The 1,013-nt window shown below is 56.9% G+C and carries 1 protein-coding gene; it reads left to right on the forward strand.

Annotated features, from left to right (window positions below):
- On the forward strand, positions 1-927 hold a 927-nt coding region (locus AB4Y34_RS41715; protein WP_368719288.1), incomplete at its 5' end, for a tyrosine-type recombinase/integrase.
- Between the last annotated feature and the right edge of the window lie 86 nt (positions 928-1,013).

The raw sequence follows: 1,013 nt of genomic DNA on the forward strand, positions 1-1,013 counted from the left end.
GCCAGTCAGCATACCTGCGATTCCTATGCCTGCAGCTTCCAACTTCTGTTCGAGTTTGCCGCCCAACGGCTCAAAGCGTCTCCCTCATCACTTGCACTGGAGCACCTCGATGCCGGAATGATCAGTGCGTTCCTGGAATATCTTGAAAATGTACGACACAACTCGCCGGAGACCCGCAATGTACGACTAGCCGCAATCAGGTCCTTCTTCCACTTCCTTGAGCATCGCGAGCCCGTAATGCTCGAGCAGGTACAGCGTGTCCTCGGCATTCCATACAAGAAGACTGATTCCCGCCTGGTACCGTACCTGTTAGAAAGGGAAATCCGGGCTCTCCTCGATACGCCAGACCCGACAACACGTGAGGGAATCCGGGATCGGGCGATGCTGCATCTGGCTATCTGCGGTGGCCTGCGCGTTTCAGAGTTGACGGGGTTACAAATGACGGATGTTGCACTGCCGTCGATGAGTATCCGCGTTCATGGCAAGGGACGGCGTGAGCGTACGCTCCCCCTCTGGAAGGTGACCGCAAATGCGTTGCGTGCATGGATCGCGGTACGGGGAACGGCTCCAGTACCGGAGTTGTTCGTCAACGCCCGGGGTGAAGCGATGAGCCGCTGGGGGTTTGCCTACGTCCTCAAACATCATTCTGAGATAGCGAGCGAGAAGTGCCCTTCATTGTTACAGAAACGTGTTTCGCCGCACGTCTTGAGGCATACGTGCGCAATGATAGTGCTGCAGAGCACGAACGATATCCGAAAAGTGTCTCTCTGGCTCGGACATAGCGATCTGGCTACTACTGAAATCTACACCCGCGCCGACCCTAGCGAGAAGCTTGAAGCACTCAACGCAATCGTTCCTCCGGAACTGCGCAGGGGCTCGTTTAGGCCATCCGACAAGGTCATCGCCATGCTCAAGGCGAGGCTTTAATGGAGAGTAGCAGGGGCGCGGGCTCCCCGGCTCGCGCTCGATCGACGTGTCTACTCCACATACGGAAAGACTCCCCATAAGGCACG

Origin of the sequence: Paraburkholderia sp. BR10954, assembly GCF_040965775.1 — a bacterium.
Classification (GTDB): domain Bacteria; phylum Pseudomonadota; class Gammaproteobacteria; order Burkholderiales; family Burkholderiaceae; genus Paraburkholderia; species Paraburkholderia youngii.